Here is a 26377-nt window from a genome sequence, read left to right as displayed (position 1 = left end):
AGAAACGTGAAACAACTTATGAATACCTCACTTAAAAAAGCAGGCGAAAAGGAAAGAACTGCAGTTTTGCGATTGGAAATGGATTATGAATTAGCTACATTATTCGAAGCGATTGAGGAAAAGAACGAGAAAAAAATGAAGGATTGCAAACAAAAATTAGAAAAAATCCGCCAAGAATTATTACGATTAAAAGCTCTTTGATAAATAAGACGGTTTTTTTATCCAAGGAGAAATAAATAAGAATGAATCGAAATAGAATACATCCTGAACTTATCTAAAACGAACTCCAGCAAAAAAGAGGGGGGTTCGTTTATTATTGTCCTTTTCTATAATTGGAACTTATAATACGCCAAAAAGTTGCTGTGTTACAACAATTTGATTAAGCTAAAGGTACATCATCTAATTTGTCAAGCATCAAACTACATACATGAAATCTAATGAGGAAATAAGATATTTGGAGGAGAATTATGAATTGGGATCAAATATATGCTCATGCAAATGAATGGGTAAATGAGGCAGGGGTTAAAATCAGGTTATCTTTTAATGAAACATTAAGTATTGAAACAAAAACGAACGCTAATGATCTTGTGACAAATATCGATAAAGAAATTGAACAATTTTTTATTAGTAAAATTAGAGAAGTGTATCCAGATCATAAAATAATGGGCGAAGAGGGATTTGGTGATTCACTTGATAGTCTTGAGGGAATTGTTTGGATGATTGATCCAATCGATGGGACGATGAATTTCGTCCATCAACAAAGAAATTTTGCTATTTCCGTTGGCGTGTATGAAAATGGTGTTGGAAAGATAGGACTCATATATGATGTGGTTTATGACGAATTGTATCATGCTAAAAGAGGAAATGGGGCCTATTTAAATGAAAAGCCTCTAGATGTACTAAAGGAAACAACCGTTAAGGAATCCATCATCGCACTCAATGCCACATGGGTGATGGAAAATCATCGGATCGATCACAATTTAATGATTCCACTTGTTAAAGCAGCGAGAGGAACAAGGTCTTATGGTTCTGCTGCGCTCGAAATGGTTTTTGTGGCAACAGGAAGAGTGGATGCCTATATTTCTATGCGTTTATCACCATGGGATATTGCTGCTGGTGCAGTAATAATTGAAGAACTAGGTGGTATAGTGACAAATTTAAAGGGAGATAAGCTGAATTTCCTTTCGCAGGATTCATTACTAACAGCTAAACCTGGCCTACACCAATCAATCTTAAAGGATTACTTAAAAGAGGGAAAATGGTAAAAAAGAAGCCAATCGAGGCTTCTTTTTATAACTCACCGTTCTCGCGCATTTTTCTTTTTGTTTTAAAGCCCATTCCCATTATTACAATAATTGCAACGAAACAACCGATTGCTCCTACTAAGCTTTTTTCGCTTATTGCGATTCCAATCCCCATTATACTTGCGGCTGCAAGGATGGCATACACAAGTAAAGGCCACTTTACGTTTTTCATTATTTTATACCCCTTATCATTGAAATACAGCTAGTTAAAGGCCCACTGTTTTAAGTATATTTTTATTCTACAATAAAATGGTTAGGGGTTTCCACTTTATTTGTGGTATAATGTTTTAGTTATAAATGAGAAACTATAAATAGTTTAATTTTTAAAATATAGGTAGGAGTGGAATTGTTTGAAATTAAGAGATGATATACGTAATATTGCAATTATTGCCCACGTTGACCACGGTAAAACAACATTGGTTGACCAATTGTTAAAACAGTCAGGTACATTTCGTACTAATGAACATGTAGAAGAACGTGCAATGGATTCCAATGATTTAGAAAGAGAACGCGGAATCACCATTTTGGCGAAAAACACAGCTATTCAATACAAAGATAAACGAATCAATATATTGGATACACCGGGACACGCTGATTTTGGCGGAGAAGTTGAACGGATTATGAAAATGGTTGATGGTGTATTGTTAGTAGTTGATGCCTATGAAGGCTGTATGCCACAAACTCGTTTTGTTCTTAAAAAGGCGTTAGAGCAGAATTTAACTCCAATTGTTGTTGTTAATAAAATTGACCGTGACTTCGCTCGACCTGCAGAGGTAATCGATGAAGTGATCGATTTGTTTATCGAACTTGGCGCAAATGAAGATCAGTTAGAGTTCCCAGTTATTTACGCGTCAGCGATTAATGGTACTGCAAGTACTGATCCTGAAAAGCAAGACGAAAACATGCAATCCTTGTATGATGCAATTGTTGAATATATCCCTGCCCCTGTTGATAATCGTGAAGAACCGTTGCAATTCCAGGTTGCCCTTCTCGATTATAATGATTATGTTGGCAGAATCGGAATTGGACGTGTATTCCGTGGGACAATGCAAGTTGGCCAACAAGTAGCACTAATGAAAATAGACGGTACGGTTAAACAATTCCGTGTAACTAAAATTTTTGGTTTCTTTGGATTAAAACGCCAAGAAATACAAGAAGCAGTAGCTGGGGACTTAATCGCTGTCTCTGGCATGGAGGACATTAATGTTGGTGAAACAGTTTGTCCTGTTGAACATCAGGAAGCACTACCAATTTTACGAATTGACGAACCGACACTACAAATGACTTTTGTTGTAAACAATAGCCCATTTGCTGGTAGAGAAGGTAAGTATCTAACTTCAAGAAAAATTGAAGAAAGACTTCTTGCCCAATTGCAAACAGATGTCAGCTTACGTGTTGAAAATACAGATTCACCAGATGCATGGATCGTTTCTGGCCGTGGGGAACTCCATTTATCAATTCTGATTGAAAACATGCGCCGTGAAGGCTATGAGCTTCAAGTTTCAAAACCTGAAGTAATTGTTAGGGTTGTTGATGGTGTTCGCAGCGAACCAGTTGAAAGAGTTCAAATAGATGTCCCAGAAGAACATACTGGTTCAGTGATGGAATCAATCGGTGCCCGTAAAGGTGAAATGATTGATATGATAAACAATGGTTCTGGTCAAGTTCGCTTAATCTTTAATGTACCAGCACGTGGGTTAATTGGTTACACAACCGAGTTCTTAACAATGACTCGCGGTTATGGAATTATTAATCATACCTTTGACAGCTATCAGCCAATGTTGCCAGGTCAAGTCGGCGGAAGACACCAAGGTGTTCTAGTGTCAATGGAATCAGGAAAAGCTTCGACTTATGGTATCATGCAAATTGAAGACCGCGGAACCATTTTCGTTGAGCCAGGTACGGAAATTTACGAGGGGATGATCGTTGGCGAAAACACTCGTGAAAATGACATCACCGTTAATATTACAAAAATGAAACAGGCGACAAATGTTCGTTCAGCTAACAAAGACCAAACATCTGTTATTAAAAAACCACGTATCATGACATTAGAAGAGTCATTAGAATATTTAAATGATGACGAATATTGTGAGGTTACTCCAGAATCGATTCGTCTTCGTAAAAAAATTCTTGATAAAAACGAACGTGAAAGAGCAGCTAAAAAGAAAAAATATGCTGAACAGAGTTAAGTAAAAGGAGTGCAAGAAGATGGAAGGATTCTCTCCTAGTCTTAGATTTTTCATTGAACTAACAGATGTAAAAACTGCTGTGTGGTTACAGTATTTATATATTGTAATTTTAGCGGCAATTGTATATAAGTTAGGCTTTGCAAAAAAACTGCCTCTTTTGAAAAACATCGTGATCTATATTTGCCTCTTAATTGGATGCTTTGTAATGCTTATTTTTTCTTATGCCTTACCAATTGCAGAAGGACTTGCAGGTGCGGCGGTGTTATTGATCATCTATAAAATACGATTACATCAAACGAAAAAGCATCAGGCTGAAGCGAAATAACGGGGGTTTAATTAAATGAAATCCGTACAGGATACACTATATAATTGGCTTACTATTAAGGTTGTATGCGACGCAAGGCCTGATGACACAGCAGCACGAGATACACTAAACCTTTTTGAAGAAATGATAGCTGATCTTCAGCTCTTAAACATTGAGGTAACAAAAGATGATGTCATGTATTATGTTTCCTATCAGCAAGGAGAAGAAACAAAAAAAACGCGTTATCCTCAGGAATTAATTGAGGTTATGCTAAACCAAATCAATCAAGAGCCAGAAAAGTACGAGAATTACCCAATCGAAGATTAAAAAAACCATCATGTTCATTCCACTTTGGAATGAGCATGATGGTTTTTTCTTGTCCAGCACCAGCGCCTAGGGACGCTTCCGCTATTCGTTTTACCAATCATCTTCTTCAGATTTAGCACGATATAATCGAAAATTGCCTGTTTCAAATCTGGCATTTGTTTTTTCAGTTATTCTTGTCTTACATTCTTTACACATATATGTATGGATGGGACGATTACGTAGACGCTTGGCCTCAAACGATTCATCTTCAATCGCTTCAATTTTATCGCAAATTACGCATTTAACTCTCATTAAGACACCTCTTTAACTATTTCTAATAACCGACTGTTTCCTCTAGTATATCATGGCAGAAAGTTTGAATGTAATCAATTGGTTTAATTTGATGAAAGCATGGGATAGTAGTAATATGAGAATATCTGTTTTTTAACAGGGTGAAGGAATAAGTAAAGGGGATGTTTTAATGGCAAACCAAGTGGAACCAAGGCTAATCAAGCCTTTATATGATGAACTGCAAAAGGAACGTTTCGTGACAGTGGCAACCGTAGATCATGAAACAGGGGGCCCAAATATTAGTTCTATTTCTTGGGTATTAGCGAAAGATGAAAGTACCATTTATTTTGCAGTAGATAATCGTTCCAGAATTCTTGAAAATTTAATTAATAACAATCAAGTCGTTATTAATATAATTGCTAATGAATCTACATACGCAATTCATGGGACAGCCCAAATAATAGAAGAGAGACTTAAAGATGTACCATTAAAGCTGGCTTTGATACAAGTAGCGATAACAGCAGTAAGGGATGTTATGTTTTATGGATCTAAAATAGTCTCTGAAGTTCAATATGATAAAACATATGATAAAAACGCTGCCCAAAAGTTAGACAATCAAGTTATGGAAGCAATGAGAAAAGCTTAGGAATCCCTAAGCTTTTCTCATTTTTACTTATAGTGATTAGATTGGTCTTCTTGTTCCTTTTCTAGTTTCTTTTTATCCTTTTCAGGAAGCTTTTTATCAGGTTTTTCGGTGGCATTCTTAGGGCTTGGAGTAATTAAATCTCCAGGTATCTCTGGCATTAATCGACCTGCTACATCTGCTAGTTCCTCCATAATGCCCTGAATAGGCCTGCCTTTATTTATATCTACTTGTATTTCTTTTAAACGCTGTGTTGTATCAGCGTCAGCAACAACCACTGCTTTTGCCCCGTAAGGATCCTTTTTTAAGCTTTCTGCTACAGAATATTTTATGGATCCAACTTGGGAACGATCAATTTTCGCATTTACATCAATTCCGACAATTGCATATCTTCCTAATACCACTGCAGTTGCATCGTTAACATTTGGAATACTTGTCGCCAGCTTAACTAAACGTTTGGAGATTTCCTGCCCCGTTTTTCTGTCAACACTTTCAATGTAGCTGTTTTTTACCTTAACATATGATGCGTTCTCATTGTTTGTTAGTTCCCTTTTTGTACTGCAGCCGGTTAGGATCAGACATAACGCAGTAATAATTAAGGTTTTCTTCATTTATTATCCACCTCCGCATTACTTATAAATAATTGAAATTAAACCTCTTCATACGAATTATTGAATGGTCTCACTAACATTTATTGTGCGGAACTCCTTCTATCTTTATTCCAATAAACATATATTTTACCAAAGTCCAATCTAGCAAAAGGGTTGTTCCGCAATTTAACAAACCTAACAACAAGGAAAGCAGGAGGCGTTGCTTTGAGTAAGATATACGTGTTAGATACAAATGTTTTGTTACAAGACCCGTATTCCCTCTTCTCCTTTGAAGATAATGAAGTTGTTATTCCTGCAGTGGTTCTTGAAGAAGTGGACTCAAAGAAAAGATATATGGATGAAGTTGGGAGAAATGCAAGACATGTTTCGAGATTAATTGATGGCCTAAGGGCCTCAGGAAAACTCCACGAGAAAATCCCGCTTGAAAACGGTGGAACCATCAGAATTGAATTGAATCATCGTACCTTTCATGAGCTTCAGGATATATTTGTTGAAAAAACAAATGATAATCGTATTCTTGCTGTGGCAAAAAATTTATTTTTAGAAGAACAAACAAAGGAAAATGGAAAGCCAGTCATTCTCGTTAGTAAGGATGCCCTAGTTAGGGTAAAAGCAGATGCCATAGGTTTAGATGCTGAAGATTTTTTAAATGACCGTGTTGTAGAAATCGATCATATTTACACAGGTTTTTTTGAAGTATTTCTTCCAATAGAATTACTAGGTCGTTTTTATGAAAAAGGGGAGTTAAATCTTTCTGAGATCGCCAATCACCCATTTTATCCAAACCAATTTCTAGTAATGAAAGATGCTCTAGGTAGTTCTGCTTCAGCGATAGGAATGGTAGATAAAACGAGTAAGAAGGTAAAAAAATTAGCATTAAACCAAGAGCATGTTTGGGGGATCCATTCAAGAAATGTACAACAAACAATGGCTATTGAATTATTACTTCGTAAGGATATTCATCTAGTTACATTAACGGGGAAGGCAGGCACAGGGAAAACGCTTCTTGCTTTAGCCTCAGGATTAATGCAAACGGAAGATTTCAGGGAATATAAAAAACTATTAGTGGCTAGACCAATTGTACCTGTGGGAAAAGATTTAGGGTTTTTACCGGGAGAAAAACAAGAGAAATTAAGACCATGGATGCAGCCAATCTTTGATAATCTAGAATATCTTTTCAATACTAAAAAGCCTGGTGAACTTGATGCGATTTTAGCAGGAATGGGTTCGATTGAGGTAGAGGCATTAACGTATATTCGAGGCAGAAGTTTGCCAAAGCAGTTTATCATTATTGATGAAGCACAAAACTTAACGAAGCATGAAGTAAAGACCATCCTTACCCGTGTCGGAGAAGGAAGTAAAATTGTTTTAATGGGTGACCCAGAACAGATAGATCATCCATATCTTGATGCCTATAACAACGGTTTAACGTATGTTGTAGAAAAGTTCAAGGATCAAGTCATTTCCGGACATGTTAAATTAATGAAAGGGGAAAGGTCAGGATTGGCACTGTTGGCAGCTGATTTGCTGTAAATAATCCTTAAAAGTAAAACGGGCGCCCAAGGCACCCGTCTTATTTTATGATAAAACTCTTTATATTTTTAATGGGACTTTGTTGATTTGAACCATCACCTAAATAGACATGAACGGGACCATCTAACGTAAGTGGTTTACCTTTATCGGAGAAACCCAATATAAAATCATAGGCTGTTTCAAGAGGGTATTCATACTCACCCTCAGTGCTCTGAATTACAAAAGTGTGAGCATCACGAGCAGGCTCGGAATTTAATAAAAAAGGCTTCAATGGAATACCAAAGGTACCAGTTAACACCTTTTCCTTCTCGAATTTCTTTTCAGATTTCAATGTAGGAGGATAAATTGCACCCTCCATAATTTCACGGTCCCAATGCTTAGAAACAGCTTTAGTGTATTCATCTAATGGATTGGTACTCTCTAATTTTGTTGAAAAAAAGGTCGTTAAATCAACTCGTCGGTCGTCGAAAATCCACACACCTGGATCAAGCGTGATCGAATATTTCACTTTTCCAGATATGATAATGATATTTTCCATTTTTCATTCCCCCTAAACCCTTGCATAATAAGTATAACTTTTTTTGGGCAAAATGTCATAATAGTAAAAGCAGGTTCCGTAAGAAGATAGAACTTGTCTGAATAGCTGCCGTTTTAAACAAACTCCTTTGTGCAATCCACTTCATAGTTCTTGCAATTTTCCTTTGTAAACGGTAAAATTTATAGATAAGTTGAATTATCGCTCTGAAATGGGGGGATCAATGTTGGCGTCTGAAATGATCGTGAATCACCAGGAAAAAGCATATGCCATACTTCAGGCTGACGCTGAAAAAATATTAAAGCTAATCAAAGTGCAAATGGACAATCTCACGATGCCTCAATGCCCTCTTTATGAAGAGGTATTGGATACACAAATGTTTGGTTTATCAAGAGAAATAGATTTTGCTGTTCGGTTAGGCTTAATAGATAGTAAAGACGGTAAGGCAATTCTAGATACATTAGAAAGAGAATTATCAGCGCTTCACGATTCATCGTTAAGGAAATAGTAGCAAAGAACTCAAACAATCCATGTTTATTGTTTGGGTTTTTTATTATTTCAAGAAAACAAAAACGGGCTCAATCACCTTCCTTATTTCAGAATATTCTTTATTAAATTGTTGTAACAAATTAACTTTTCCTCAAGTAAAATTGTTTATTTTCTATTATAATAGAGTGATATAAATCAATATTGAAAATGAGGACTTTTTAAATGCTGAAAAAAATATTGAAATCATATGATTATTCATTAATTATTGCCACCATCCTTTTGTGTTTATTTGGACTTGTTATGATCTATAGCTCAAGCATGGCTTCCGCAGTTCAAAGGTATGGTTATCCACCTGATTATTTTTACCAAAAACAAAAAGTATGGCTGATGATTTTTACTGTGATCTTCCTTATCGCAGCAATTATTCCATATAAGATCATGATGTTCAAAAAAGTTCTGGTATTGATAGTGCTATCATCTATTTTATCTCTATTAGGATTATTTGTATTTGGGGTAGAAAAAAATAATGCGCAAAGCTGGTACTCAATTGGCACTTTCTTATTCCAACCATCGGAGTTTGTCAAGCTTGCAGCCATCATTTATTTAGCAGCCGTTTATGCGAAAAAGCAAGCCTATATCAATCAATTCAACAAAGGTGTTCTCCCGCCTTTAGTATATCTTTTTATCATATGTGCACTTATCATTTTTCAACCTGACTTCGGTACAGCATCTATTATCATAGCCATAGCTTGTATGATTGTTTTATGCTCTGGGATGAATTTTAAAAGTATCGGTAAATTACTTATTTTGGCGCTTATCGTCCTTCTGCCGCTTATTCTAGTTTCCTGGGGGAAGTTTTTTTCAGACGAACAACTAAGTCGTTTTGCTGTATTAGATAATCCATTTAATGATAAATATGTAAATAATGAAGGTTTTCACTTGGCAAACTCCTATATCGCCATCGGTTCTGGTGGAATAAATGGTTTGGGACTCGGGAAAAGTATTCAAAAGCTTGGTTATCTGCCGGAATCACATACGGATTTTATTATGGCTGTAATTGCGGAAGAATTAGGGATTTGGGGTGTAGGATTCGTTCTCATTCTCCTTTTTTATATTGTATTAAGGGGAATTTATATTGGCTTACAATGTAAGGACCCTTTTGGTAGTCTGCTTGCTATTGGTATTTCGAGTATGATTGGGATTCAGACCTTTATCAATCTAGCAGGAGTTTCTGGGCTAATTCCACTGACTGGTGTACCGCTGCCATATATTAGTTACGGAGGATCATCACTCTTGATGCTTGCGGGAGCGACAGGAATACTTGTAAATGTTTCTATGTTCACGAAATATGAAAAAAAATATAAAAATAAACAGGATCAAGTCACTAATAGGAATCAATCAAAAGATGGCAAGGTTTTCTATATTTAATCAAAACGCGAAGGACAATATTTGCTTCTTCGCGTTTTTAAAAATACATAGAATATGAGGTGCATTAAATGACAAGACAGATAAATAAAGTATTGGTTGCCAATAGGGGAGAAATAGCGATAAGGGTTTTTCGCGCGTGTACTGAACTGAATATTCGAACAGTTGCAATTTATTCGAAAGAGGATTCTGGGTCCTATCATCGTTATAAGGCGGATGAGGCTTATTTGGTTGGGGAAGGGAAAAAACCAATCGATGCCTATTTAGACATTGATGGCATAATTGCTATTGCCAAAAAAAGCGGTGCAAATGCCATACATCCAGGTTATGGGTTTATGTCAGAAAATATTCATTTTGCCAAGCGCTGTGAAGAAGAAGGAATTATTTTTATCGGTCCGTCCATTACACAACTTGATATGTTTGGAGATAAGGTAAAAGCGAGGCATCAAGCAGAGCTTGCTGGAATTCCAGTGATTCCTGGTAGTCCTGGTCCCGTAACTGAGGTAAGTGATGTTGAAGACTTTGTGGAAGTACACAAGCTACCAATAATCATAAAGGCCTCTCTTGGCGGAGGCGGGCGCGGGATGAGAATTGTTAAACGCATAGAGGAAATCCGAGAATCATTTGAACGAGCAAAGTCGGAAGCGAAAGCCGCTTTTGGGAATGATGAAGTTTATCTTGAAAAATTAATTGAAAGTCCTAAGCATATCGAAGTGCAAATCATTGGTGATCGGCATGGGAATATTGTTCATCTTTTTGACCGCGATTGTTCTGTTCAAAGACGCCATCAAAAGGTAGTGGAAGTTGCTCCAAGTGTATCTATTTCTGATGAGTTGCGAGAAAGGATTTGTGCATCGGCCGTAAAATTGATGAAAAATGTTGATTACCTAAATGCAGGTACGGTAGAGTTTCTGGTTTCAGGAAATGACTTTTATTTTATAGAAGTAAATCCACGTGTACAAGTGGAACATACTGTAACAGAGATGATAACAGGAGTCGACATCGTGCAGACGCAAATTTTGGTATCAGAAGGGCACGAATTACATGGTCCAATTATCGGTATACCACCGCAAGAAAAAATTCAAATGAATGGATTTGCTATACAGTCAAGGGTAACAACAGAAGACCCGCTTAATAATTTTATGCCTGATACCGGTAAAATTATGGCCTATCGCTCAGGGGGTGGCTTTGGGGTGCGTCTTGATGCTGGAAATGGATTTCAAGGTGCTGTTATTACACCGTATTATGACTCTTTATTAGTAAAGCTTTCTACATGGGCGTTAACCTTTGAACAAGCTGCATCAAAAATGGTTCGAAATTTACAGGAATTCAGGATTAGAGGGATCAAAACAAATATCCCGTTCTTAGAGAATGTTGTGAAGCATGAGAAGTTTAGGAATGGCGAATATGATACTTCATTCATTGATACAACACCGGAACTGTTCATTTTCCCATTCCGAAAGGACCGCGGAACTAAAATGCTGTCATACATCGGCACGGTCACTGTTAATGGGTTTCCAGGTATTGAAAAGAAGAAAAGACCAGTATTTCCGAAGCCAAGAATTCCTAATTTACCCTATGATTTAACGTATCAAGAGGGGACGAAGCAAATTCTTGATAAGTATGGTGCCAATGGACTTGTGGAATGGGTCAAGAATCAAAAGCAGGTCTTATTAACGGATACAACATTTCGAGATGCTCATCAGTCACTATTAGCAACCCGTATGCGGACGACCGATATTCTTCATATAGCTGAGCCCTCTGCAAAACTTTTACCTGATTTATTCTCTTTTGAAATGTGGGGCGGAGCAACTTTTGATGTTGCCTACAGGTTTTTAAAAGAAGATCCTTGGGACAGATTGGTAACTCTACGCAGGAAAATTCCAAATGTACTGTTCCAAATGTTAATACGTGGGGCCAATGCTGTGGGATATAAAAATTATCCTGATAATTTGATTCGTGAATTTGTTGACCAATCTGCTTCAGCTGGAATTGATGTTTTTCGAATTTTCGATAGCTTAAACTGGGTAAAAGGTATGGAAGTTGCAATTGATGCGGTACGTCAAAGCGGTAAAATTGCCGAAGCATCGATATGTTATACAGGGGACATTTTAGATGAGACAAGGACGAAATATAATCTTCACTATTATAAAAGCTTGGCCAAAGAGCTGGAACAACAAGGTGCCCACATCCTAGGAATTAAGGATATGGCAGGCTTATTGAAGCCTGAAGCAGCGTACAGACTGGTTTCTGAGTTAAAGGAAACCGTCGATATTCCTATACATCTCCATACTCATGACACAAGTGGAAATGGTCTCTATACCTATGCTCGTGCAATTGATGGTGGAGTGGATATTGTTGATACAGCATTGGGTACAATGGCAGCCTTAACTTCTCAGCCTAGTGCTAATTCGTTATTTTATGCACTTGAAGGGAATCCTCGGAAACCAAAAGTAAATATCCAAGCACTGGAAAAATTGTCGTATTATTGGGAGGATGTCCGTAAGTATTATCAGGATTTTGAAAGCGGAATGATTTCCCCTCACACTGAAGTATATCAACATGAAATGCCGGGTGGGCAATATAGCAATCTCCAACAACAAGCAAGAGCAGTAAGCCTTGGTGAGCGTTGGGATGAAGTTAAAGAAATGTATTCACGAGTTAATATTATGTTCGGTGATATTGTAAAAGTGACGCCTTCATCAAAGGTCGTAGGTGATATGGCTTTATTTATGGTTCAAAATGATTTAAGTGAGAAAGATGTGCTTTTAAAGGGGCACATGTTAGATTTCCCTGATTCTGTCGTTGAATTATTTGAAGGATTTCTTGGCAGGCCATATGGAGGTTTTCCAGCGGAACTTCAAAAAATTATATTAAAAGGTAAAAAACCACTCGAAGTTCGTCCGGGTGAATTGCTTGAACCGGTTGATTTTGAAAAATTGAAGGAAAAATTGTATAAAGAACTTGGCAGACAGGTAACGGCTTTTGAGATTATTTCGTATGCTTTATATCCAAAGGTATTTATGGAGTACATTAAAACGGATGAACAGTATGGAAATATTTCAGTACTAGACACTCCTACGTTTCTTTATGGAATGCGATTGGGTGAAGAAATAGAGGTAGAAATAGAAACGGGAAAAACATTAATTGTTAAACTTGTCTCTATGGGTCATCCTCAAGCTGATGGCACAAGGGTCGTTTATTTTGAGTTAAATGGTCAACCGCGTGAAGTCTTCATTAAAGATGAGAATATAAAATCTACGGTGGTATCTAGGCTGAAGGCAGACCCCAAAAACGAAAATCACCTTGCTGCATCGATGCCGGGAACTGTGGTCAAAGTTGTCGTTGAAAAAGGGGAAAAGGTTGAACGTGGCGATCATCTAATGATTACTGAAGCGATGAAAATGGAAACTACGGTTCAAGCACCTTTTTCAGGCGTTGTAAAGGATATCTATGTCACAAGTGGTGAGGCAATATTAACCGGTGACCTTTTAATTGAATTAACAAAAGCGTAATAAAAAAAGCTGCCAGGGAGTGGGTATCCCTGGCAGTTTTTTTATAGATTATTTTTTTTAGATCTAGAATATAACAAAAGAAAATAACTTAGGACGCCAAACAAACAAGTAATAAAGAAGGCGTGCAGCAGGGCGATATACAGATTTAAGCTGCTAAAAATAATCAATGCTCCTGCAATCACTTGTAATGAAACAAGGATGAATGAAATAATCCAGCCCCAATAAAGAACTTTTTGGTTTTTGTAATGGCGAACAGTCAAATAAAGAATATAAGTAATCCAGATAAAGATTAATCCAGCAGCGGCTCTGTGTCCCATTTGCACCCATTCGTACATGTTAGTAGGCAAGGAAGGAGAGTCATTTAAACAAAGCGGCCAGTCTCGACAAACAAGACTTGACTTAGTGTGGCGTACTAGTGCGCCAGTGTAGATGACAAGATAACTATAAATGGAAACACCAACAATATGAAATCCCATTCTCTTATCGATATATAGTTTCTCTGCATCAAACCTTTTATCAATTTCAAAAATTAGAAGTGTTAATAATAACACTGCAGAAAAAGATATAAGTGAAATACCAAAATGTAAAGCGAGTACAAAACCAGATTGTCCCCATTTTACTGCAGCAGCCCCGATTAATGCTTGTAAAAGCAAAAAGAAAAAGGAAAGGAAGGAAAGAAATTTCGTTTCTCTAATATGTCCTATCGCCTTCCATGACCAAACAGAAAGAACGAGAACCATCATTCCTACTACTCCAGTAACAAGTCTATGGGCAAGCTCAATAACTAATTCTGGAGTGATTTCCAACGGAAGAAATTTTCCGTTACAAAGTGGCCAAGATCTCCCGCATCCCATTCCAGAACCAGTCTTTGTGACTAGTGCTCCGCCAATTAAGATAAATATCATTCCGATGGTAGTAGCAACAGCCAACCATTTCAAAGATCGTCGCAAAAAATTCACCTCTTAAAAAAGTACAATAATTTGTCATTGGATAAACCTGACAGTATAATAGATTGGAAAGTAATTTGATTATTAAATTCCCTATTAATCATAACGAATAAAGTTGAAAAAGAACAGAAATTAAGTATAGATTTTAAGATAACTAAAATCAATAAAAACAGATGCGGAATAATAAATAGTTTTCACTATTATTATTGTGAAAACCGTAGAAACTTAGCAAATGGTCTGTTAGAAATATATTAGTGGTAGTTTAATTTGAATTATTCCTTTTTTGGTGTAAGAGGAATTAACTTTAAATCATGTGAATACAAGGATTTTTTATAAATTTAGGGGATAATTTGTATAAATGGAACTTTAAATCCATAAAAATCTAAGATAGTAACGATAAAATGAACTTTGTAACAATTTAGTCTAAAATTATTCAAAAAAAGTTCACAAAAATATCTAAAAGTGTGATTTAATATACAGAGAAAGTGTTTTAATTATCACTATCTTTTTAAGTTATTGTTTATTAAATCGAAAAAAATTAATATAACTTTTCTATCATCGTTCCTTTTTTTTACAAATGAGGGCATATATAAATTAAGTATCAATTATCACTTACTTAAATGATGAATATTTGTTATTTAGGTTTAGGAGGAGAAACCAAATGTCGAACTCTAAGGCCTTCGGAGAAGCTGCTATTGATAATGGCGCTGCGAGCTTGCAAGCCAATATAAAAACCTCTGCATGGAAAGACTTTATGGCTCTTATCAAAATTGGAATTGTAAATTCCAACCTTATTACTACCTTTACGGGGTTATGGCTTGCGCTTCACTTTTCAGGACAAAGCTTTCTAAATAATTTAGATATCGTGTTTTTTACTGTAGCAGGATCTTCACTGATCATTGCAGGCTCATGTGCAATCAATAATTATGTTGATCGTGACATTGACCATTTAATGGAAAGAACAAAAGAAAGACCTACTGTAACCGGGAAAGTAGTTCCGATAAAAGTTCTCGTATTAGGTATTTTACTTATTGGACTGGGAACACTGTCTTTATTCTTTACTACGTTGACTGCAACAGTAATTGGACTGCTTGGAGTTTTTAGCTATGTTTTCCTGTACACATTATGGTCAAAGCGGCAATTGGTGTCCAACACTATTATTGGGAGCATATCAGGAGCAGTTCCACCACTAATCGGATGGGCAGCCGTAGATGCTAATCTTGATATCATGGCGTGGTCATTGTTTGTGCTAATGTTTGTTTGGCAGCCTCCGCATTTTTATGCGCTTGCGATGAGAAGGGTTAAAGAATATAAAGCAGCTGGGATCCCAATGTTACCAGTAGTGAAAGGTTTTAAAACCACAAAAATTCACATCATCCTTTGGGTTGCAGCACTTCAGCCAATCCCATTTTTTCTTACCAAATTAGGAATCCCATTTCTAATACTTGCTATCGTACTAAATATCGGGTGGCTTGCATTAGGGATTTATGGATATAGAATCAAAGATGACATAAAGTGGGCAAAACTAATGTTTGTTTACTCTTTGCAATATTTAACTATTATTTTTGTAGCAATGGTTATAGTTACATTAATTTAGTTTTGCATATGATTGTTTCTTGCTTAAATGGAAGCAATCATACTACATACTTCTTTGATCAACCAAATGTTTTAAATAATTTTATTAGTGAAAGAGGGGTTTGATTAAGCTATGAAAAGGCTTGCAAAGTGGCGTTTAATATCGTTATTTGCGATTTTAGCGCTTGTACTCTCCGGATGTGGCGAACCGTTCCTTTCCACGTTAAGTCCTGCCGGTGAAGTTGCGGAAACGCAATATGATTTAATGAAGTTAAGTACTTTAATCATGGTTGGGGTTATTGTTATTGTTGCGATTATTTTCGTTTTGATTTTGGTTCGTTTTAAAAGAAGGGATGACAGAATACCAAAACAAGTAGAAGGAAGTCACAAATTAGAAATTATTTGGACTGTTGTGCCGATTCTTTTATTATTAATTCTTGCTGTTCCGACTGTGGCCGCAACATTTAAACTTGCAGATGTATCTCCAATGGACAAGAAAAATACAAAGGCACTTGTAATTAATGTTCGGTCACACTTATATTGGTGGGACTTTGAATATCCAGGTAAAAAGATTGTTACAAGCCAGGAACTTGTTGTTCCTACAAATGAAAAGGTATATTTTAACTTGAAGTCATCTGATGTGAAACACTCATTTTGGATTCCAGCAGTGGGTGGAAAGTTAGATACTAATACTGAGAATATTAATAAATTCTGGTTAGAGTTTGACGATAAAAAAGCAAACGAAGCAGGAAATCTTTTCTATGGAAAATGTGCAGAACTTTGTGGTCCATCCCATGCTTTAATGGATTTTAAAGTAAAAGCTATTAGCCGGGACAAATTTGATGCTTGGGTAACTTCGATGCAGAATGTTAAAGAACCACAAAAAGCCCAGACAGCTTCTGCGGCACAAGGACAAGAACTATTTAATAAAAGCTGTATTGGCTGTCATGCTGTAACACCATCAAACAAAATGCCTGAAACAGCACGTCTAGCACCAAACTTATCAAACTTTGGTGAACGATCTCGTGTAGCCGGTGTTTTGGATCATAATAAAGAAGAGTTAAAAAATTGGATTCGTAATCCAGAAACATACAAACCAGGTAACATGATGACAGGAAAATACCCGGAAATGTCTGAAAAACAGCTAGATGCTTTAGCAGACTATTTAATGGGCTTAAAGGCCCAGCAATAAATGGGGAATTGGTTGAAAGGGAGGTAAAATTGTGAGTACCTATGCTCAAAAAAAGGGATTTGGCGCAACTTTATGGGACTTTTTAACAACTGTTGACCATAAAAAAATTGCCATCCTATATCTCATTGCAGGTGGATTTTTCTTCTTAGTGGGCGGACTTGAAGCAGTATTTATCCGTATCCAACTTGCAGTGCCTAATAATGATTTTGTGAGTGCCGGATTATTTAATGAAATTATAACAATGCACGGAACAACAATGATTTTCTTAGCTGCGATGCCGCTGGTTTTCGCTTTTATGAATGCAGTAATGCCATTACAGATTGGAGCACGCGATGTAGCGTTTCCATTTGTTAATGCATTAGGATTTTGGTTGTTCTTTTTTGGAGGAATATTCCTAAACCTCTCTTGGTTCTTAGGAGGAGCACCTGATGCAGGATGGACATCTTACGCGTCACTTGCACTTCATTCACAAGGACATGGTGTAGACTTTTATATCTTAGGTTTACAGATATCTGGTATTGGAACCTTGATTGGTGGTATTAACTTCCTAGTCACTATCATTAACATGCGTGCACCAGGTATGACCTATATGAGAATGCCGTTGTTTACTTGGACAACTTTTGTCACTTCAGCACTCATTTTGTTTGCATTTCCTCCATTAACAGTTGGTTTAGTTTTAATGATGTTTGACCGTTTGTTTGGAGCGAATTTCTTTGATCCTACTCTGGGTGGAAATACAGTTATTTGGGAACATCTTTTCTGGATCTTCGGTCACCCAGAAGTATATATTTTAATACTTCCAGCTTTCGGGATTTTCTCTGAGATTTTCCCAATTTTCTCAAGAAAGCGTTTATTTGGATACTCTTCCATGGTATTTGCAACTGTATTAATCGGTTTCTTAGGCTTCATGGTATGGGCTCACCATATGTTTACAACAGGTTTAGGTCCTGTTGCAAATGCCATTTTCGCAGTTGCTACAATGGCGATTGGTGTACCGACTGGAATTAAAATTTTTAACTGGCTTTTAACAATGTGGGGAGGAAGTGTAAAATTTACCACTCCTATGCATTGGGCAATGGCGTTTATTCCATCATTTCTTGCTGGTGGGGTAACAGGGGTAATGCTTGCCTCCGCAGCAGCCGACTATCAATATCATGATACTTATTTCGTTGTTGCACACTTCCATTATGTAATTGTGGGTGGTGTGGTATTTGCAGTCTTTGCAGGTACACATCTATATTGGCCAAAAATGTTTGGAACAATGTTGAATGAAGTTTTAGGTAAAATTACTTTCTGGTTGTTCTTCATCGGGTTCCACTTAACATTCTTTATCCAACATTTCTTAGGTTTATGGGGAATGCCGCGACGCGTTTTCACATACCTTCCTGGTCAAGGATTTGACACTGCTAACATGGTTAGTTCTATAGGTGCTGCGTTTATGGGCTTAGGTGTTATCGTAATGTTATATAACATCATTATTACTTCTGTGAAAAATGTCAAAGTTGGAAATGATCCATGGGGAGACGGAAGAACACTTGAATGGGCAATCCCTTCTCCACCACCGTTTTATAATTTTAAGCAACTTCCACTCGTTCGCGGTTTAGATGCTTACTGGTTAGAAAAAATGGATGGTAAAAAAGGGATGACTCCGGCAGAGCCGCTTGGTGATATTCATATGCCAAATTCATCATTTTTACCGTTTATGATGGCACTAGGATTATTCATTGCAGCCTTTGGTGCAATGTACCATGTGAATGATAAGGCTTGGGCTTTACCAGTATTGATCATCGGATTATTAGTAACCTTTGGCTCCATGTTCTTACGTTCAGTGAAGGATGATCATGGATTCCATATTCATAAAGAGGATTTAATTGATGAGGATGATAAGGGGGTTAAGGCATAATGCACGCAGATGAAAAATTTACTTATGAAACATGGCCTGCTGCGCCGGAAAAATCAACCCTTGAATCAAAAAACAAATTCTTAGGTTTTTGGTTTTTCTTAGGGGGAGAGACTGTTCTTTTTGCCTCCCTATTTGCTACTTACCTTGCATTGAAGGATAAAGTTCCTGATTCAAGTCACCATCTAGCTAAGGATTTATTTGAATTACCATTAACATTTGTAGCGACAATGCTCCTTTTAACGAGTTCATTAACAAGTGTTTACGCAATGTACCACATGAAGAACTTTGCCTTCAAAAAAATGATGGTCTGGCTCGGTCTTACTGCTCTATTAGGTGCAGGTTTCTTAGGACTTGAGGTTTACGAGTTTTCCCATTATGTTCATGAAGGACATACATTTACAAGCAGTGCTTTCGGATCTGCCTTCTACACACTAGTTGGTTTTCATGGAGGCCACGTTGCATTTGGTTTACTTTGGTGTTTAACATTAATGTTTAGAAATTCCAGACGAGGCTTAGACCTTTACAACGCTCCAAAATTCTATGTATTTAGTTTATACTGGCATTTTATCGATGTTGTTTGGGTATTTATCTTTACAGTAGTATATTTAATGGGAATGGTGGGATAAACTGATGGCTAATCAACAACTAAATTCAGGTAACCCAAGAGTTGACATTGAATATCGTCGCAAGAAAAATGCAGAAGAGATGAAATATCAAGTGGTTTCTTTTGCATTGATGATTTTTTTAACTCTCATTGCGTTTGCAGCCGTAGCTATTAAAGGGTTTACTGCATGGTTTACTGTTCCATTTATCATCCTTTTAGCAGTGGTCCAAGTAATATTCCAACTATATTATTTCATGCATATGAGTCATAAAGGTCATGAAGCTCCATCGTTATTTCTTTACTCTGGAGTATTGGTAGGAGCAATAACCATCCTTGCCTTTACTACAATTATTTGGTGGTAATATGTTCAAAAAAGAAAATCGGCTTATGGCCGATTTTCTTTTTTAGACCTATCTAAGGGTTGTTTCCATTTTCTTTGCGTTTCGTTTTGGACAAGGGTATAATTTAGCGAATAATACTTTTAAATCATAATGAGGTGATTTGGGTGCTTGCATTAGATATATTCGGTTTTAAAGCACTTTGGAGCCCGTATTTTTTACTAATCTTAATAGTCATAACTGTAGGGTATTTTGTCCTTACCACAAAATACAGAAGTTTGTTTCCAGATAGTGAACCATTAAAGAAAACACAAAGTGCTTTGTTTATTTTATCGATGGTTCTCCTTTATGCCATTAAAGGATCTCCTCTTGATTTATTAGCACACCTAATGTTTTGGGTCCATATGATTCAAATGGCTGCTTTAGTTTTAGCCGTTCCACCTATTTTTATCATAAGTATCCCTACCTGGGTTTGGAGAAAATTTTTTAGTATCGGAGCAATTAATTCCGTATTTACTGTATTAACAAAGCCACTTATTGCATTGGTAGTCTTTAATGGATTATTTTCCTTTTATCATGTACCTATTATTTTCGATCATGTTATGCAAAATGGGTGGATGCATGCTGGCTACTCTATCCTTTTATTTGTTGTAGCAACCTTTATGTGGTGGCCTTTACTTAATCAGCTCCCAGAACATCAGACCTTAAGCGGACTGAAAAAGGTTGGTTATATTTTTGCGGATGGGATTCTGTTAACACCAGCTTGTGCCTTAATCATTTTTGCAGATACACCTATGTATGCAACTTATTCTGATCCCCATGTTTGGGGACAAGTGATGAGCCTATGTGTTGGACCAGCTAACTTCGATAGCTTAAATTTGAGTGGTCCACAACTTTTTAGTTCGATGTCATTACTACATGATCAGCAGCTTGGTGGAGTTTTGATGAAAATTATTCAAGAAATTATATATGGTGTCATTCTTGGTCATGTTTTCTTCGAATGGTATCGTAAAGATCAATCAGACTCTGAAAAGGAAATGAAGCAACCATTAAATCCGTTGCTCATTAAATAATCTCCCATACTCCTGGGAGATTTTTTTACTGATAAGCCTTAATTTCTTGGGTATCGTTTGAAAAATAAGGATCGTTGAACTACTATTATTGTAGAATAAAAGAAAAGAGAGGACGCCTAAATGAATTCCTTACCTATTTTACCTACTATTAGTACCTCATTTATTGTTTTAAGTGCTATAACTGTTGCTATTGGATGGTGGCAAATTAAGCAAAGACATATTGAGGCCCACAAAAAGACAATGTTTTTGGCAGCTATTTTTGCTGTAATCTTTTTTGTTATCTATGCTTCTAGAACCCTCTTTATTGGAAATACTTCGTTTGGTGGGCCAGATAATATTAAAATTTATTATACAATATTTTTAATCTTCCATATTACACTTGCGACGACTGGAGCTGTATTCGGCATAGTCTCTATCCTGACAGGATACAAAAACAAACTTTCTATCCATCGTAAGCTGGGCCCGATAACTAGTTTCATTTGGTTTTTTACTGCGATCACGGGTGTTGCCGTATACTTATTGCTTTATGTATTTTATCGAGGCGGGCAGACAACATCTTTGCTAAAAGCAATACTTGGACTGTAAAAATTAATCGCTTCCTAATAATAAAAAGACGCATGAGAACCATGCGTCTTTTTTCGATTATAATGCAAACTTACTTACTTCAGCTTTTACCTCATCGAGAATTTTTTTACATTGATTCACAAGAGAGGTTGGGAAGCTTTCGCCTTCACCATATTCTACACCATGCGGGTAATAATGTTTGCCTAAAAGCGGTGTCATTAATTGAATAGTTGCTTTATCAGCGCCAATATCGCCCTCAACCGCATGACCACGTACACGCAAGTAAAATACCCCTTCTTTTAATTCAAACTTGCGGTCGTATGTAACTCGTTCGTAGTCCCATTGTCCTTCGCGAACTAAACCGTGATCTAACATTACTTCATCTAAACGGTTTAAGTCAGCCCTTAACTTTTCAATTTCAGTATTCTCGAATTTCATAATGAATCCCTCCTAAAAACAATACCATTGCCCCTATGTTTCCTATTTAAGTAGGAAAGCAATAATAATTCAATTTAATAATAGTTGAAAATGTTTCAACTTGCAATGAATACCTTCAGCGAATAAAACAATCTTGGTAGGAAACCCTAAAATAATGGTAAGAGGAATTAAATAAACTTAGGGGGCAGCAAAATGGAAAAAATCCGAGATATAATGACTGAAGAGGTAGAATGCTGTACGTTACTGGATAATGTTTATGAAGTCTCCTTAAAGATGAAGCAATTAAATGTTGGGGCTATACCAATTATTGACCAGGAAAAGCTTGTCGGAATGATTACAGACCGTGATATTGTTGTTCGAGGTGTTGCTGAAAAACATCCTGGTTCAACAAAAGTAGAAGATATCATGAGTAATGACCTTATTACTGTTACTCCTGATTCTTCCAGTAAAGATGCAGCAAAATTAATGGCAAAGCATCAAATCCGACGTTTACCTGTGGTAGAGGAAGGTAAGTTAATAGGAATTGTTTCCCTTGGTGATTTCGCGATCCGCGAATTGACTGACGACCAAGCAAAAGAGGCATTAACGGAAATATCTGAGCAAAATTATAATGGAGCACAACATTAAAAATTATTATATAAAAAAATAGTTTTACCATTAGAAAACAGGTACTCATTGTGCCTGTTTTCTTTTCGTCAGTTCATTTGTCTGACATTTTTGATAATGACTATTACTATTCAAGATATTGATGATATAATAATTTTATCTATATATATAATGATACATGAAAGTAATAGAGAGGGTGAATGCCTCTGCGTACACTGACTAGAATTCTTATTCTTTCAGCAGTTTTCTTAACTATCGGTTTTTATGTGAGTATAAACGAAAATAACGATAGTAATATTTTAATTAAAGAAGATCGTACTTCAGAAATGAAACAACCTATTTCACAAAATCCTGATAATAAGCCAAGTAAAAAAATAATCTCGGAAAAACCGAAAGAAGGTTTGGCTTTATTAATTGGGAAAAATGAAGGGGAATTAGAAAAAATACTTGGTTCACCAGATCGGATCGATGAGTCAATGTATGGTTACCAGTGGTATATTTATAATCAAGAAGATAAAAAGTATGTCCAAGTGGGTGTTGAAAATAAACGTGTAGTTACGATTTTCGCCATAGGCCAAAATCTTGATGTAGCACCTTTTGAAATAGGAGAGCCGGTTGAGGAAATCTTTAATACGCATTATATTGATACAAATATTAAGATTGACTTTAATGGTAATTCGTATCATTTTGAATTGAATGATGCTGATTTAAATCTACGGCCAATGGTGCAATTGGGTGATGTCTTTGTCCAGCTCTACATAGATAAATTTACTGGCAATCTTTCAAGTGTTCGGTTCCTTAATGCAGAAACACTAATTAAACAAAGGCCATATGAACTTGTTTATAGTGGATATTTAATCAAAGCACCTGAACCTAGTGAAGAAATGGGGCGTGCCATTGAAGAAGATACAGAACAAGAGATATTTGACCTAACGAATGTCTTACGAGTAAGACATAATTTAAAGAAATTAAAATGGGATGAGAATACGGCAGAGGCCGCGTTTGAGCACAGTAAGGATATGTCAGTAAATAACGACTTTTCACACACTTCCAAGAAATTTGGAGATCTTACCAAACGATTAAAAACGGCCCATGTGGTTTACCAGGCTGCAGGCGAGAATATTGCGGCAAATTATACAGATGGACCAGCTGTTGTCGAGGGTTGGCTAAATAGTAAAGGACACCGTGAGTCACTGTTAAACAAGGAATACTCTCATCTTGGTGTAGGGGTGTTCCAAAAGTACTATACCCAAAATTTTATATCAAAAACAGAACAATGAAAAAGGTGACGAATATGTCACCTTTTTTCAATCTTATATTGATTAAATATAAATCTGTTTTGCTCCCATTTCCCGTATAATCGGATCACATCCCCCACATTAAAAGACACTTTATTGAAATTGTTAGTAATGGGTGTGATCTTTTGGGCGGTGACTAGTTTTGTTTCTGTTTGTAGTTTTAAGGATTGAACATAAATGTAGCGATGATAATAAAACCGTTGCTTTTCTTCGACAATACTTTTAATTTCACCTGTTATGATTGCTTCTTGCTGTACTTGGCCAGTATCAAGCCACTTTGCATCGTGCTCCTTCATCTCTTTTTTTGTAAGCCAAAAAAAGTAAAGGCAAATAATTGGGATTACGATGGCGGTGACCATTATTGATCACACCTCCGCTTATTATTTTTTTATAATAAAGAATGTACCTGTGGCATAGGCGATTTTTTTTCCGTCACTCCGATATGCTTCACCTGAGATGACCATTGTTTTGCTGCCTCTATGAACAATTTCCGCTTTACAGTAGAGTGTTTCTCCGATACCTGGTGCTGTGTAATGGATATTCAATTGATTTGTTACGGCTCCATAACCTTCTGGTTGAAGATAATTAGCCAGACTCCCCATTGCTGTATCAAGAACCGTCGCAGTAATCCCGCCATGGACAATATCTAGGTTGTTATTAAGAGTTGGGTCTAAAGGAATCGTAATTTCGCAGGTTTTCTCATTTAGTTTTCTATCCATTTGTAGAATTCCGTCAATATATGTACTTCGCTTTTGTTTAATTTTTACTTGGAATCCCGATAAAAGGTAGGCAAGAGAATTTAAATCAGCCTCTGAACCAGTTTCAATACATGTTTCTAATAATCGACGTAATTCATCTTTCATTATACTTACCTCTTTCATTTCTTTGTCTTTTGACATCTTACCATTTACAAGGCAAATATTAAATATTTTAATCTCGGTGTTCTTTCACATTTGTAAAATTCTTTCATATTGTATTATTGGGACTAATTTGGGCTGAGGTGAGATAAATGACACAAAAAAAATTACACCCTTCCGTGTCACAATTCAAAGAATTTGTTAAAAACAATCCAAAACTAATTAAAGAAGTACGGAAAGGGCAGGCAACTTGGCAGGAACTATATGAAGACTGGTATTTATTGGGTGAAGAAGATAGCCGCTGGGAATCGATGGGATCTGATACTGGATCAGTGGATGAAACGAGCACAGAGTCTAAAGGTGATTGGCTTTCTAATATTATGGGAATGGTTAAGAAAATGGATCCGAATCAAATGCAAAACCACATGAATAACCTAAGTCAGGCTCTGGGGGCGATCCAAGGTGTAATTTCACAATTTCAAGGAGAAAACCCTGGTACAGGTCCTGTTAAGCCGTCAGAAGGACCTAAACATCCATTTCTATTTAGAAAAGATTGATGGAAAGGAACTTTAACTTATGCGAAGAGATATACTGCAATATATTGAAAGTCAAAAGGACTTAAAACAATTCATTCGCGAACAACCAATATGGTATAGAAAGCTGTCAAGAAATCCATATGATTTGCAATCGCTTGAAATTGAATCCTTACACTATTATAAGAAAACAATTCCTGACCAAGTGAATAAATTTTCGAATAGTGTACAAATGGCTTCGATGATGTATAACATGTTTCAGGCGATGAAAAATCAAAATTAAACAAAGTCACAGGATTTATTTTGTGGCTTTTTTTATTTGTCATAGCGGAGTAAGACTAAAAAAAGAAAAGGAGGCGAACAATACAAGCAAAAGAAGGAGTGAATTTAAATGAAAAAGCTAGTTCCGCAATTAGTCCTAATGATCTTTTTGATTGGAATCCTTACTGGATTTAATAATGTCTTACCTAGAACTGAAATTCCTTCACTATATGTCCACCACCAGATCGAAAGTGATACAGTTTTAATTAATTGTATTGTTACAGGAATCAGCTTCCGTGACGCAGACCCTTCAAAAGGAAGAATCGGGAAGATTGTTGTTTGGGTGGATGGAAAGAAAAATAGCGAGGTTAAAGCGGCAGCTTTTATAATTAAAGGTTTTTCACCGGGAACCCATAAGGTAAAGTTAGAAGTTGTCAATCCAAATAATGAACCGTATGGATTAGCGAAAGAATTTATGGTAAATATCCCTAGATAAAATGAAATTTTCACATTACTGCCACTTTCATGTTAAAATATCTTTGGAGGTGGGCGTAAAATGCTTGCAACGTTAGAGAGAATTGAATTATTGGAACAAGCTGAGCAATTGGCAAAGATGGTTTTAGAATCTGAAATAGCTGAACAATATCAAATATGTTTATATAAATTGCAAAATAACAAGGAAACACAGCGGAAAATAAATCAATTCGTTCGTCTAAAGGAGTTATATGACGAGGTCCAGCGGTTTGGTAAATACCATCCTGATTATAAAAAGGTAATGACACAAATCCGCGAAAATAAAAGGGAAATGGATATGGATCCCCTGGTAGCAGAATTCAAATTGGCTGAGAATGATTTGCAAGACCTACTAGATGCAATTAGTATTATTGTAGGCGGTGCGGTCTCTGAACATATAAAAGTTCCAACAGGAAATCAGTTTTTTGAAACGAAAACCAGCCACGTTAGTGGTTGTGGCGGTGGAGGAAGCTGTGGGTGCGGCTGAAAAATCAGCGAATTGTGCTGATTTTTTTTTGTAATTTCAATTT

The 26377-nt window shown here is 36.5% G+C and carries 31 protein-coding genes; 23 read left to right on the top strand and 8 right to left on the bottom strand.

Annotated elements, in window-relative coordinates:
- Nucleotides 1-6 precede the first annotated feature (6 nt).
- Both AB7942_RS01415 and AB7942_RS01410 read left to right on the top strand, forming a co-directional pair.
- Complete coding sequence (locus tag AB7942_RS01415) at nucleotides 7-201, top strand: hypothetical protein (RefSeq protein ID WP_088086251.1); 195 nt, start codon at nucleotides 7-9, stop codon at nucleotides 199-201.
- A gap of 263 nt (nucleotides 202-464) precedes the next feature.
- The gene (locus AB7942_RS01410; protein WP_369445749.1) at nucleotides 465-1265 is read left to right on the top strand and encodes an inositol monophosphatase family protein; all 801 of its coding nucleotides are present in this window, start codon (nucleotides 465-467) and stop codon (nucleotides 1263-1265) included.
- 25 nt (nucleotides 1266-1290) lie between these two features.
- On the opposite strand, the gene AB7942_RS01405 is transcribed toward AB7942_RS01410, so the two are convergent.
- Nucleotides 1291-1476, bottom strand: a complete 186-nt coding sequence (locus AB7942_RS01405) for a YlaF family protein (protein ID WP_098933072.1) — start codon at nucleotides 1474-1476, stop codon at nucleotides 1291-1293.
- A gap of 178 nt (nucleotides 1477-1654) precedes the next feature.
- On the opposite strand from AB7942_RS01405, the gene typA reads away from it, so the two are divergent.
- The 3 genes from typA to AB7942_RS01390 are packed head-to-tail and all read left to right on the top strand — an operon-like array spanning nucleotide 1655 to nucleotide 4124.
- A complete protein-coding gene (gene typA / locus AB7942_RS01400; protein WP_088086254.1) occupies nucleotides 1655-3493 on the top strand; it encodes a translational GTPase TypA in 1839 nt (612 codons plus the stop codon).
- A gap of 19 nt (nucleotides 3494-3512) precedes the next feature.
- Nucleotides 3513-3818 (top strand): YlaH-like family protein, encoded by a 306-nt coding sequence (locus AB7942_RS01395; RefSeq protein WP_088086255.1) that lies wholly within the window; start codon nucleotides 3513-3515, stop codon nucleotides 3816-3818.
- Nucleotides 3819-3833: 15 nt separating this feature from the next.
- A complete protein-coding gene (locus AB7942_RS01390) occupies nucleotides 3834-4124 on the top strand; it encodes a hypothetical protein (protein WP_369445526.1) in 291 nt (96 codons plus the stop codon).
- Nucleotides 4125-4214: 90 nt separating this feature from the next.
- Here AB7942_RS01390 and AB7942_RS01385 read toward each other — a convergent pair whose 3' ends face one another.
- The gene (locus AB7942_RS01385) at nucleotides 4215-4415 is read right to left on the bottom strand and encodes a YlaI family protein (protein ID WP_088086257.1); all 201 of its coding nucleotides are present in this window, start codon (nucleotides 4413-4415) and stop codon (nucleotides 4215-4217) included.
- Nucleotides 4416-4584: 169 nt separating this feature from the next.
- Between AB7942_RS01385 and AB7942_RS01380 the strand changes: the two genes are divergently transcribed.
- A complete protein-coding gene (locus AB7942_RS01380; protein WP_088086258.1) occupies nucleotides 4585-5040 on the top strand; it encodes a pyridoxamine 5'-phosphate oxidase family protein in 456 nt (151 codons plus the stop codon).
- 23 nt (nucleotides 5041-5063) lie between these two features.
- Here the strand turns inward: AB7942_RS01380 and AB7942_RS01375 are convergent, their stop codons facing one another.
- Nucleotides 5064-5648 (bottom strand): YhcN/YlaJ family sporulation lipoprotein, encoded by a 585-nt coding sequence (locus AB7942_RS01375; protein ID WP_098933071.1) that lies wholly within the window; start codon nucleotides 5646-5648, stop codon nucleotides 5064-5066.
- A gap of 204 nt (nucleotides 5649-5852) precedes the next feature.
- On the opposite strand from AB7942_RS01375, the gene AB7942_RS01370 reads away from it, so the two are divergent.
- The gene (locus tag AB7942_RS01370) at nucleotides 5853-7181 is read left to right on the top strand and encodes a PhoH family protein (RefSeq protein WP_088086260.1); all 1329 of its coding nucleotides are present in this window, start codon (nucleotides 5853-5855) and stop codon (nucleotides 7179-7181) included.
- A 40-nt stretch (nucleotides 7182-7221) separates the two neighbouring features.
- On the opposite strand, the gene AB7942_RS01365 is transcribed toward AB7942_RS01370, so the two are convergent.
- Entirely contained in the window at nucleotides 7222-7719 is a 498-nt protein-coding gene (locus tag AB7942_RS01365) for a peptidyl-prolyl cis-trans isomerase (protein WP_369445525.1), read from the bottom strand.
- Nucleotides 7720-7942: 223 nt separating this feature from the next.
- On the opposite strand from AB7942_RS01365, the gene AB7942_RS01360 reads away from it, so the two are divergent.
- From AB7942_RS01360 to pyc, 3 genes are all read left to right on the top strand, one after another.
- Nucleotides 7943-8224, top strand: a complete 282-nt coding sequence (locus AB7942_RS01360; protein ID WP_369445748.1) for an Fpa/YlaN family protein — start codon at nucleotides 7943-7945, stop codon at nucleotides 8222-8224.
- A gap of 203 nt (nucleotides 8225-8427) precedes the next feature.
- Entirely contained in the window at nucleotides 8428-9633 is a 1206-nt protein-coding gene (locus tag AB7942_RS01355) for an FtsW/RodA/SpoVE family cell cycle protein (RefSeq protein ID WP_369445524.1), read from the top strand.
- A gap of 68 nt (nucleotides 9634-9701) precedes the next feature.
- On the top strand, nucleotides 9702-13145 hold the full coding sequence (gene pyc, locus AB7942_RS01350) for a pyruvate carboxylase (RefSeq protein WP_369445523.1): 3444 nt from the start codon (nucleotides 9702-9704) through the stop codon (nucleotides 13143-13145).
- A 41-nt stretch (nucleotides 13146-13186) separates the two neighbouring features.
- On the opposite strand, the gene AB7942_RS01345 is transcribed toward pyc, so the two are convergent.
- Nucleotides 13187-14095 carry a COX15/CtaA family protein gene (locus AB7942_RS01345; RefSeq protein ID WP_369445522.1) on the bottom strand — a complete coding sequence of 303 codons (909 nt, stop codon included), beginning with the start codon at nucleotides 14093-14095 and terminating at the stop codon, nucleotides 13187-13189.
- 658 nt (nucleotides 14096-14753) lie between these two features.
- Here AB7942_RS01345 and cyoE point away from each other — a divergent pair.
- The 7 genes from cyoE to AB7942_RS01310 all read left to right on the top strand — a co-directional run bounded on the left by cyoE (nucleotide 14754) and on the right by AB7942_RS01310 (nucleotide 21362).
- The gene (cyoE, locus tag AB7942_RS01340) at nucleotides 14754-15689 is read left to right on the top strand and encodes a heme o synthase (protein ID WP_369445521.1); all 936 of its coding nucleotides are present in this window, start codon (nucleotides 14754-14756) and stop codon (nucleotides 15687-15689) included.
- Nucleotides 15690-15800: 111 nt separating this feature from the next.
- A complete protein-coding gene (coxB, locus tag AB7942_RS01335; RefSeq protein WP_369445520.1) occupies nucleotides 15801-16859 on the top strand; it encodes a cytochrome c oxidase subunit II in 1059 nt (352 codons plus the stop codon).
- Between the two features lie 31 nt (nucleotides 16860-16890).
- Nucleotides 16891-18762, top strand: a complete 1872-nt coding sequence (gene ctaD / locus AB7942_RS01330) for a cytochrome c oxidase subunit I (protein WP_369445519.1) — start codon at nucleotides 16891-16893, stop codon at nucleotides 18760-18762.
- Nucleotides 18762-19388 carry a cytochrome (ubi)quinol oxidase subunit III gene (locus AB7942_RS01325; protein WP_369445518.1) on the top strand — a complete coding sequence of 209 codons (627 nt, stop codon included), beginning with the start codon at nucleotides 18762-18764 and terminating at the stop codon, nucleotides 19386-19388. Before ctaD ends, AB7942_RS01325 begins: the two co-directional genes overlap by 1 nt.
- A gap of 4 nt (nucleotides 19389-19392) precedes the next feature.
- A complete protein-coding gene (gene ctaF / locus AB7942_RS01320) occupies nucleotides 19393-19728 on the top strand; it encodes a cytochrome c oxidase subunit IVB (RefSeq protein ID WP_369445517.1) in 336 nt (111 codons plus the stop codon).
- A 143-nt stretch (nucleotides 19729-19871) separates the two neighbouring features.
- Nucleotides 19872-20777, top strand: coding sequence for a cytochrome c oxidase assembly factor CtaG (gene ctaG / locus AB7942_RS01315; protein WP_369445516.1), 906 nt, complete (start codon nucleotides 19872-19874; stop codon nucleotides 20775-20777).
- Between the two features lie 120 nt (nucleotides 20778-20897).
- A complete protein-coding gene (locus tag AB7942_RS01310) occupies nucleotides 20898-21362 on the top strand; it encodes a DUF420 domain-containing protein (RefSeq protein WP_369445515.1) in 465 nt (154 codons plus the stop codon).
- Nucleotides 21363-21419: 57 nt separating this feature from the next.
- On the opposite strand, the gene AB7942_RS01305 is transcribed toward AB7942_RS01310, so the two are convergent.
- The gene (locus AB7942_RS01305; RefSeq protein WP_098933065.1) at nucleotides 21420-21779 is read right to left on the bottom strand and encodes a YugN family protein; all 360 of its coding nucleotides are present in this window, start codon (nucleotides 21777-21779) and stop codon (nucleotides 21420-21422) included.
- Nucleotides 21780-21971: 192 nt separating this feature from the next.
- Here AB7942_RS01305 and AB7942_RS01300 point away from each other — a divergent pair, with 192 nt between their 5' ends.
- Both AB7942_RS01300 and AB7942_RS01295 read left to right on the top strand, forming a co-directional pair.
- Nucleotides 21972-22406 (top strand): CBS domain-containing protein, encoded by a 435-nt coding sequence (locus AB7942_RS01300; protein ID WP_369445514.1) that lies wholly within the window; start codon nucleotides 21972-21974, stop codon nucleotides 22404-22406.
- Between the two features lie 179 nt (nucleotides 22407-22585).
- Nucleotides 22586-23665 carry a CAP domain-containing protein gene (locus tag AB7942_RS01295; RefSeq protein WP_369445513.1) on the top strand — a complete coding sequence of 360 codons (1080 nt, stop codon included), beginning with the start codon at nucleotides 22586-22588 and terminating at the stop codon, nucleotides 23663-23665.
- A 17-nt stretch (nucleotides 23666-23682) separates the two neighbouring features.
- Here AB7942_RS01295 and AB7942_RS01290 read toward each other — a convergent pair whose 3' ends face one another.
- Nucleotides 23683-24042 carry a hypothetical protein gene (locus AB7942_RS01290; RefSeq protein WP_369445512.1) on the bottom strand — a complete coding sequence of 120 codons (360 nt, stop codon included), beginning with the start codon at nucleotides 24040-24042 and terminating at the stop codon, nucleotides 23683-23685.
- A gap of 21 nt (nucleotides 24043-24063) precedes the next feature.
- Entirely contained in the window at nucleotides 24064-24546 is a 483-nt protein-coding gene (locus AB7942_RS01285; RefSeq protein ID WP_369445511.1) for a PaaI family thioesterase, read from the bottom strand.
- Between the two features lie 146 nt (nucleotides 24547-24692).
- On the opposite strand from AB7942_RS01285, the gene AB7942_RS01280 reads away from it, so the two are divergent.
- The 4 genes from AB7942_RS01280 (at nucleotide 24693) to AB7942_RS01265 (ending at nucleotide 26334) form a co-directional block, all read left to right on the top strand.
- Nucleotides 24693-25097, top strand: coding sequence for a YlbD family protein (locus AB7942_RS01280; protein WP_088086277.1), 405 nt, complete (start codon nucleotides 24693-24695; stop codon nucleotides 25095-25097).
- A 19-nt stretch (nucleotides 25098-25116) separates the two neighbouring features.
- Nucleotides 25117-25356: a YlbE-like family protein gene (locus AB7942_RS01275; RefSeq protein WP_335711450.1), complete on the top strand. Its 240-nt coding sequence runs from the start codon at nucleotides 25117-25119 to the stop codon at nucleotides 25354-25356.
- A 108-nt stretch (nucleotides 25357-25464) separates the two neighbouring features.
- The gene (locus AB7942_RS01270) at nucleotides 25465-25830 is read left to right on the top strand and encodes a hypothetical protein (protein ID WP_369445510.1); all 366 of its coding nucleotides are present in this window, start codon (nucleotides 25465-25467) and stop codon (nucleotides 25828-25830) included.
- Between the two features lie 60 nt (nucleotides 25831-25890).
- Nucleotides 25891-26334, top strand: coding sequence for a YlbF/YmcA family competence regulator (locus AB7942_RS01265; RefSeq protein ID WP_369445509.1), 444 nt, complete (start codon nucleotides 25891-25893; stop codon nucleotides 26332-26334).
- Nucleotides 26335-26377: the final 43 nt, after the last annotated feature.

Source organism: Neobacillus sp. BF23-41 (assembly GCF_041106275.1).
Note: the sequence above shows the minus strand (reverse complement) of the source record. Positions and strands in the feature narration are given on the sequence as shown.